Here is a 7,407-nt window from a genome sequence, read left to right as displayed (position 1 = left end):
AGCCCACCGCCGACGCCCTGAACGGGCGCGAGGCCACCATCCGCACCGGCAGCCGCCCCAAGGGCGTCGTCACGGTCTTCAACTGCCACTTCCTCCTCGGCGCCGCGTGGGCCGGCAAGGAAGTCCGTGTTCTGCACGACCACCGCACCATCGCCTTCTACGACGAGGAAGGCACCGAGATCCTCTCCCACCCACGACCGCCCCGAGGCACCAGATTCGTCCCGCGCAGCGGCCTCAAGCGTCCTGCACCGGACCAACCGTCCACGGACTCCTGAGACACGAAAAGTCCACACTCACCTGAGACATGAACCGTCCACGAACTCACGAGACATCACATCGCGAATACGAGCTCTCGGGTACGCGGCGCCAGGCGCGCCTCGTGCCCGAGAGGCGTTTAACGGCGCTGTTCAGCGGGGGCGATCACCGGTCAGCGCGCCGCCCTGCCTTGAGCCAGAGCGTGTCGCCCTCGACCCGGTCGAGCTCGTCCGAGGCCACGTATTCGTGGCCTCCGAACAGGCCCGACTTGTCGACCCTGACATAGCCCAGCCGAAGAAGCCTCTCGGCTTCGTGCCGGGGCAGTCGGGAGGTCTGGGCGAAATCGTCGATCAGAGTGCCGGCGAGACCCCCGGTTTCGGGATCCGTCTGGCCGTCCGCGGTCACTGCCTCCGGATCGCCCATCTTGAGGTCTTCGACCTTGCCGATCTTCTTTCCGTCGGGTCCGACAACATGCATCCCTTCGCGTACCCGCTCGATAACGGCCATCGTTCATGTCCTCTCTGTGGTCCCCGGCGATGGATGCCCGCATCCTAGAACCGGGACTGTGCGCGGAGAACGTCCCAAGCTGAGTGCTGTGGCGCTCACCGGCTGCTCCGGCTGGGTCTAGGGGATGGGCGACGGCGGCGCGAAGGGCTCCGGGGGGACCGTCGGGTCGGGCTGGGTCCACGGCTCGTGGGGGACGGCGGGGTCCGGCGGTGTCCACGGCTCTTCCGGGACGGTCGGGTCCGGTGCCCCTGGCGGTGCTGTCGGGTCCGGTGCCCCTGGCGGTGCCGTGGGGTCGGGCGGGGTGCCCGGTGAAGGCTCGGAGTCCACCCCTTGAAGGGCCGTCTCGGTTCTGCCGGCGATCCCTGGAGGGCGGAGCACGGAGCTTGCTGCAAGCATGTTTCCTCCTCGGCATCTGTGCCTCTGGCCAGCCTGGGTCGGCCTCTAGCCCTTCCGGCGCCCCCACCTGCGCTTCGGGCTGCCGTCGGAGAGGTCGTGGCCTTCCTTCTCGGCGGGGTCGGCGGCGTCGTCCGAGGGCCGGTACCGGTCCCCGCTCACCACGTGTCCCACGCCCGGGCCGGGGTTCTGGGCGGCGGCGAGGTTGGGCATCGCGGTGTCGCGGCCCATCCCGTGCGTGGGAACGCCCGACCAGTGCAGGCGCGTCGAGCCCGAGGGCTTGAACAATCGGAGCCAGCGCATCTTGATCACCTCTTCGGCTGTACTTCCCATTCTGAGGTCATCGAAGCCCGGGCACCAGAGCCCTCGCCCCTGCGCGGCTCGCGTGCGGGCCCCATCAGAGGAGGACGTCCAGGGTGACGAAGCCGTACCCGGCCGCGCGGTACTGGGCGATGAGCGCGGGGAGGGCGTCGGCGTCGAGCGTCGAGCCGTCGTCGGGGTTCGAGCCGACGTGCATGAGGACGATCTGCCCGGGCTGGGCCGTGGCCATGACGCGCTGGACCACGAACGACGGCCCCCGCGTCCCCTTCATCGTGCCCTGCCAGCCGAGCGAGTCCACGGTCCACCGGATCCCCGCGTACCCGTTCGCGTTCACGGCGGCGATGGTACGGGCGTCCCGGTCGCCGTAGGGGAAGCGGAAGAACGGCCGGGGGTCGGCGCCGGCGGCAAGGATGGCCCGCTGGGCGCCCGCGAGCTCGGCGGTGATCTCCGAGTCGGTCTTCTGCGTGAAGTAGGGGTGGGTCATCGAGTGGTTGCCGATCCGGTGGCCGGCGGCCGCGATCTGGGCGACCTTGGCCGGGTTGGCCTGCGCCCAGGTGCCGGTGACGAAGAATGTGGCCTTGACTCCCTGCGCCGCGAGGGTGCCGAGGATGCTGGCCAGGCCGGCGTCGTTGCCGCCGGCGTCGAACGTCAGTGCCACCACGCGCTGGGACGTGATGAACCGCTCGACGTCGATCCCGTGCAGGCCCGGCGGGAGCGCCGTCGCCGGCGGAGGGGCGGGGGCCGGGCTCGGGATGGGCGAGCCCGGCTGGGGCGGAGCGGGGGCCGGAACGTCGCTCGGCGGCGGCTCGGGGACCGGGGCGCCGCTGTCGGAGGGCGTGGCCGTCGGCTCGCCGGAGGCGATGGAGGCGGTGCTCTGGCTGGGGGACGGGGTCAGGCTTGCACTTGCGCTCGCGGTCGGCTGCGCCGTGGGGGACTGCCCGAGGAAGCCATTGCGCACGACGGCGATGGCCACCGCCGCCGCGACGAGCACAAGGACCAGCGCCGCGCCGATGACCAGCGCCAGACGCCGACCCGCAAGAACCGCCATGGTGTGCTCCTAGCACTCCTGTGCTACGACACTACTCCGGCGGGGAAGCGAGAGGGAGGGTCGCAGGTCCCATGGCTGAGGGGCGGCCCGTTCAGGCGAGGACGAGCCCTCGGACGTACGCTGCCTGCCCGACGTGCTGGGTCGCGTCATTGAGGATGCTCACGAGCCGGACCGCGGCGGTCACCTGCGGGGTCCAGCGACGGTCGACGACGCGGCCCAGGTCCTCGGGCCGGAGGCTCCGGACCACCTCGAGGACCCGCGCGTGGACGGCCTCGTGGTACTCGCGCAGGAGGTCCGCATCCCCGGCGCTGAACGCGGCGACGTCCTCCGGGCGGTGACCGTAGCCTGTCGCAGTCACCGGGTACGGCAGGCCGAACCGCTCCGCCCACTCGGGCCAGACCTGGCCTTCGGGGGCTTCGTGGGTGCCCCGGGCCGGGGGCTCTGCGCCGTTGAAGACGTCGATGAGGCTGGCGATGTGGTCGTCTTCGACGCGGGTGAGGTGCCACACGATCCACGCAATGGAGTTCGCGCTAGGTCCTGGCCGGTGGAGCAGGTGCTCGGGGGAGAGGCCGAGGAGCACATGCTCCACACTCTCCCGCACACGCTCGAAGCCGTCCTCGAGGATGTCCTTGGCCCACTGGTGCTCGCCGCTCATGGGGCCACCCTAATCCGGGGGCGGGGGTCTGGGGAGGTGGTGGGCGGGGTGCGCGGGTTGCAGCGCTCGGGTTGCAGGGTGCAGGGTGCCAGCCGTCCGGTCGACGTCCGTTCCTGCTCACTTTGAAGGTTCCGAGCTGGCCCACTCCGGCGTGTCCCTGCCGAACCGCCGTCGGGAGGAGCCCATACCGAGCATAAGCGGACACGCCTTCTCTCAGGGGCGTACCCGCGGGCTCCCCAGCACCTGGATGCGCCGTCACCGCGCACCCCATCACCGGCCCCGGCGCCCCATCCTCCAGTTGAGGAGGAGCTCCTCCACCTCGCGCAGGATCCTCTCGGGGTCCCGCCACACCACTTCAGGTGGATACCTCAACGTGGGGTGGCCGCGGAGGAGGGCCACGTTCGTTCGCCGTCGGTCCTCGACGAAGGAGCCCCGGTCGGCATGGAAGGCGTGGCCATCGATCTCGACGATGACGATGCCTTCGATGAGGAAATCAACTCGGCCCACGCCGGGGATCTGGGCCTGGGCCACCACGCGCCAGCCCTTCGCGATGAACAGGAGTCTGGCTTCCACCTCGGGCTGCGAGCCGGCAGTGCCGGTGACCAGCGAAAGTGCGTGCCGAGCCCGGGCGCTCCGGTTGGGAGCCAGGAGCTCCTTGAGCAGGGGCAGCTGCACCCGGCGGCTCCTCACGGCCGATTCCGCCACGGAGACCGCTTCCGAGAGTTCGAGGCATCCAAGCGCGTGCAGCACCGTGTCCGCCACAGATGCCACCGGGAGGTGCTCATGCGCCGGAAAGCGGATTGTCCGATGGGGGACGAAGGCCTTCACGCGGGCGTGGGTGACGGCCAGATGCCGGCGCGCAGGCCTGTCCCGGATCCACAGCCCGTGCCGCGTGGCCGCCGAGGCGCAGGTGAGGAGGCCGTTGTGGGCAAGGGCGAAGAGGTAGTCCGAGTCGCAGCCGGGCAGGGCGATGACCCCTCTGACGGGCTTGCTGCCCAGCTCGGCGAGTTCGGCGACTTGGCGTTTGGTGATGCCGGCTCGGAGCAGGGTCGCGGTGCGCGCCACGCCGCCGAGCGATCGGAGGTATTGGACCGGTTCCATGAGGCCATGTCAGCTCCCGGGCGGGCTCGGGCGCAGGGGAGTGCGGGCCTATGTGGACAAGTGGGCTCCGGAGTGCGTCCCTTCCTGCTCGCATTGGCCCCTGCGCCTCGGCGAGTCGGACGCGACTCGCCGCAGCAGCCGGCACCGGCAGCCCCAAAGCGAGCAGGAACGGACGGGCGAGGCCCGGGCTGGGCCAGAACCACCACGTGACCAACAGAACACCCGCGCCCACATCTCATTTACTTGAAACGTCAACCAAATGCCCGTACCCTAGAACCATGACCGCCACCGCCACCCGCCCCCCGATCCTGTTCCTCAGCCACGGCGCCCCGCCCCTCGCCGACGACCGCACCTGGACCCGGGAGCTCAAGGACTGGTCCGGGACCTTCTCCAAGCCCAAGGACATCCTCATGATCTCGGCGCACTGGGAGAACGCCCCCGTGAGCCTGAGCGCCACGCAGCGCCCGCAGGAACTGGTCTACGACTTCTGGGGCTTCCCGCAGAAGTACTACGACGTCCGCTACGACGCCCCGCTCGCCCCGGAGCTCGCGGACGAGGTCGAGAAGCTCACCTCGCAGCACGGCCACCACGTGGAGCGTGACGAGACCCGCGGCCTGGACCACGGCGCGTACGTCCCGCTCAAGGAGATGTTCCCCAAGGCGGACGTCCCGGTGGTGCAGATGTCCATGCCCACCCTCGACCCGAAGGGCCTCTTCGAGCTCGGCCGCACCCTCGCCCCGCTGCGCGACCGCGGCACCCTGATCGTCGGCTCGGGCTTCACGACCCACAACCTCCGCTGGTTCAACCCGGCCGCCGGCCCGGACGGGACCCCGCCGGCCGCGTCCTCCGAGTTCGACCACTGGGCCGAGGAGGCCATGGCCCGCGGCGACGTCGACGCGATCCTGGACTTCATCCACAAGGCCCCCGCCGCCCGCGAGGCGCACCCCCGCTCCGAGCACTGGGCCCCGCTCTACGTCGCGCTCGGTGCGGCCTCGGCCTCGGGCGGGATCGACGCCCAGACCGCGATCGACGGCTTCTGGTTCGGCCTCTCCAAGCGGTCCTGGACGCTCACCTGACCTGGGGTGGCGGCCCGCTAGAGTAGCCGCATGGCTATCATCGGCATCGGCGTGGACGTCGTGGACATCGCACGGTTCGAGCGTCAGCTCGAGCGCACCCCGGGGCTGCGCGAGCGGCTCTTCGTCCCCGCCGAGCGCGATCTCCACCCCCGCTCCCTCGCCGCCCGCTTCGCGGCGAAGGAGGCCGTCGCCAAGGTCCTCGGCGCCCCGGCCGGCATGAACTGGCAGGACTGCTGGATCGGGCTGGGCTCGAAGGGCCCGGAGATCCAGGTGAAGGGCACGGTGCTCGCGGTGGCCAAGGCCAACGGCGTGAAGACGTGGCACCTGAGCATGAGCCATGACGGCGGGATCGCCACCGCGATGGTCGTCGCCGAGGGCTGACCCGCCCCCCAGCTGGCAACTCAAGCCCCGGCCCCACGGCCTAGACTCGCCCCATGATCACGGCCTACACCGGCGCCCAGGTCCGCGCCGCTGAACGTCCGCTCCTCGAGTCCGATGAGGGCCCGGCGCTCATGGCGCGGGCCGCGCACGGGCTCGCGCTCGCCGTCGTCAACGCCCTCCGGACCCGGCGCGGAAGCGTGTACGGCACCCGGGTTGCCGCGCTGGTCGGCAAGGGGAACAACGGCGGCGACGCGCTCTTCGCGCTCGCCGAGCTGGCCCGCCGCGGTGTGCGCACGACGGCGGTGCTCACCTCGGGCGCAGCCCACACCGAGGGCCTCGCCGCACTCCGCGCGGCGGGCGGCCGCGTGGCTGAGGAGCTGGAGCCCGCGGACGTGGTCATCGACGCCGTCCTCGGCACCGGCTTCACCGGCGAGTTCCGCGCCCCGGCCCCGCGCCCGGACGCGCTCGTGATCGCCTGCGACGTCCCCTCCGGCCTCAACGCGGACACCGGCGCGGCCGGCGACGGCGTCTGGCCCGCCGACCTGACCGTGACGTTCGGTGCCCTCAAGACCGGCCTGCTCGTGGGCCGCGGCAAGGCGCTCGCCGGCGCGGTGGAGGTGGTCGACATCGGCCTCGGCCCGCACCTGCCCGCTCCCGACGTGACGTTCCTCGAGCCCGCCGACGCCGCCCGCCTCCTCCCCACTCCCCGCCCCGACTGGCACAAGTACTCCCGCGGAGTCCTGGGCCTCGTGGCCGGCTCCGAGGCGTACCCGGGCGCCGCCGTCCTCGCCACCGCGGGCGCCCTCGCGACAGGGGTGGGCATGGTCCGGCTCGTCGCGCCCGACGCCGTGCGGCACCTCGTCCTCGCCGCCCACCCCGAGGTGGTGGGCACCCGGGCGCCGCAGGGCCGGGTTCAGGCGTGGGCGGCCGGCCCGGGCATCGCGGACGACGACGACCAGCACCACGCGCTCCACGTCGCCCTCGGTTCGGGGCTCCCCGCGGTCGTGGACGCCTCCGCGCTGGAGATCCTCGGCCGGATGCTCGCCGAGGAGCAGGGAAACCGCGCCCACTGGGAGGATGCCCGGCTGGGCGAGGTCATGGTCCGCCTGGCGGAGGACCGGACCGTGGCCGGCGAGCACCTCGTCCTCACGCCCCATGCGGGCGAGCTCGCGGCCCTGCTCGGCACGTTCGCCGCGGGGGAGACGGACCTCGAGCCCCCGGAGCGCGGGGAGATCGAGGCCGCGCCGCTGCACTGGGCCCGCGAGGCCGCAGCCCGGCTCGGGGTGACGGTCCTGCTCAAGGGCCCCGCGACGGTATGCGCCGCGCCGGACGGGACCGCGTTCGTCCAGGGACAGGGCCACCCCTTCCTCGCGACCGCAGGCAGCGGCGACACCCTCACCGGCATCCTCGGGGCACTCCTCGCCACGACCGGCACCGCTCAGAGCAGCACGGCCCAGGACGGCACCGCTCAGGGCAGCGAAGCCCCCCGCCCCGTCGAGGTCGCGGCCCTCGCAGCCCTCGTGCACGGCCTTGCCGGCCGGCTCGCCGCCGTGGACGGCCCGTACGGTGCGGGCGAACTAGCCCCGGCCGTCCGCGCGGCACTGGCTGCCCTGTAGATCCACGCGCCTGGCCGGCACCGGCTCATACCGGGCGGCGCGTCCGCTGCCCGC

8 protein-coding genes and 1 pseudogene are annotated in these 7,407 nt (G+C 72.2%); 4 read left to right on the top strand and 5 right to left on the bottom strand.

All coding sequences use genetic code 11. From position 1 onward, the window contains the following. Positions 1-275, top strand: a pseudogene (locus tag CGQ25_RS11440) (hypothetical protein); the annotation flags it as partial. Between the two features lie 145 nt (positions 276-420). On the opposite strand, the gene CGQ25_RS11435 reads toward CGQ25_RS11440, so the two are convergent. The 5 genes from CGQ25_RS11435 to CGQ25_RS11415 all read right to left on the bottom strand — a co-directional run bounded on the left by CGQ25_RS11435 (position 421) and on the right by CGQ25_RS11415 (position 4,280). Beyond that, entirely contained in the window at positions 421-762 is a 342-nt protein-coding gene (locus CGQ25_RS11435) for a hypothetical protein (protein ID WP_208709809.1), read from the bottom strand. 441 nt (positions 763-1,203) lie between these two features. Next, the gene (locus tag CGQ25_RS11430) at positions 1,204-1,488 is read right to left on the bottom strand and encodes a hypothetical protein (protein WP_208709807.1); all 285 of its coding nucleotides are present in this window, start codon (positions 1,486-1,488) and stop codon (positions 1,204-1,206) included. Between the two features lie 64 nt (positions 1,489-1,552). Then, complete coding sequence (locus tag CGQ25_RS11425; RefSeq protein ID WP_208709805.1) at positions 1,553-2,524, bottom strand: polysaccharide deacetylase family protein; 972 nt, start codon at positions 2,522-2,524, stop codon at positions 1,553-1,555. A gap of 91 nt (positions 2,525-2,615) precedes the next feature. Then, a complete protein-coding gene (locus CGQ25_RS11420) occupies positions 2,616-3,179 on the bottom strand; it encodes a DinB family protein (RefSeq protein WP_208709803.1) in 564 nt (187 codons plus the stop codon). Positions 3,180-3,449: 270 nt separating this feature from the next. Beyond that, a complete protein-coding gene (locus CGQ25_RS11415) occupies positions 3,450-4,280 on the bottom strand; it encodes an endonuclease domain-containing protein (RefSeq protein WP_208709801.1) in 831 nt (276 codons plus the stop codon). 278 nt (positions 4,281-4,558) lie between these two features. Between CGQ25_RS11415 and CGQ25_RS11410 the strand changes: the two genes are divergently transcribed. From CGQ25_RS11410 to CGQ25_RS11400, 3 genes are read left to right on the top strand one after another with little or no spacing between them, the layout of a single operon-like run. Beyond that, a complete protein-coding gene (locus tag CGQ25_RS11410) occupies positions 4,559-5,356 on the top strand; it encodes a dioxygenase (protein ID WP_208709799.1) in 798 nt (265 codons plus the stop codon). A 30-nt stretch (positions 5,357-5,386) separates the two neighbouring features. Then, positions 5,387-5,737, top strand: a complete 351-nt coding sequence (locus CGQ25_RS11405; protein ID WP_208709797.1) for a holo-ACP synthase — start codon at positions 5,387-5,389, stop codon at positions 5,735-5,737. A 53-nt stretch (positions 5,738-5,790) separates the two neighbouring features. Next, positions 5,791-7,353, top strand: a complete 1,563-nt coding sequence (locus CGQ25_RS11400) for a bifunctional ADP-dependent NAD(P)H-hydrate dehydratase/NAD(P)H-hydrate epimerase (RefSeq protein WP_208709795.1) — start codon at positions 5,791-5,793, stop codon at positions 7,351-7,353. Positions 7,354-7,407: the final 54 nt, after the last annotated feature.

Source organism: Sinomonas sp. R1AF57, from assembly GCF_002224485.1.
In the GTDB taxonomy this organism is placed as follows: domain Bacteria; phylum Actinomycetota; class Actinomycetes; order Actinomycetales; family Micrococcaceae; genus Sinomonas; species Sinomonas flava.
Note: the sequence above shows the minus strand (reverse complement) of the source record. Positions and strands in the feature narration are given on the sequence as shown.

Coding starts and splice junctions, on each gene's coding strand:
- CGQ25_RS11435 (WP_208709809.1), bottom strand. CDS start 762: ATGGCCGTTATCGAGCGGGTACGCGAAGGGATGCATGTTGTCGGACCC.
- CGQ25_RS11430 (WP_208709807.1), bottom strand. CDS start 1,488: ATGGGAAGTACAGCCGAAGAGGTGATCAAGATGCGCTGGCTCCGATTG.
- CGQ25_RS11425 (WP_208709805.1), bottom strand. CDS start 2,524: ATGGCGGTTCTTGCGGGTCGGCGTCTGGCGCTGGTCATCGGCGCGGCG.
- CGQ25_RS11420 (WP_208709803.1), bottom strand. CDS start 3,179: ATGAGCGGCGAGCACCAGTGGGCCAAGGACATCCTCGAGGACGGCTTC.
- CGQ25_RS11415 (WP_208709801.1), bottom strand. CDS start 4,280: ATGGAACCGGTCCAATACCTCCGATCGCTCGGCGGCGTGGCGCGCACC.
- CGQ25_RS11410 (WP_208709799.1), top strand. CDS start 4,559: ATGACCGCCACCGCCACCCGCCCCCCGATCCTGTTCCTCAGCCACGGC.
- CGQ25_RS11405 (WP_208709797.1), top strand. CDS start 5,387: ATGGCTATCATCGGCATCGGCGTGGACGTCGTGGACATCGCACGGTTC.
- CGQ25_RS11400 (WP_208709795.1), top strand. CDS start 5,791: ATGATCACGGCCTACACCGGCGCCCAGGTCCGCGCCGCTGAACGTCCG.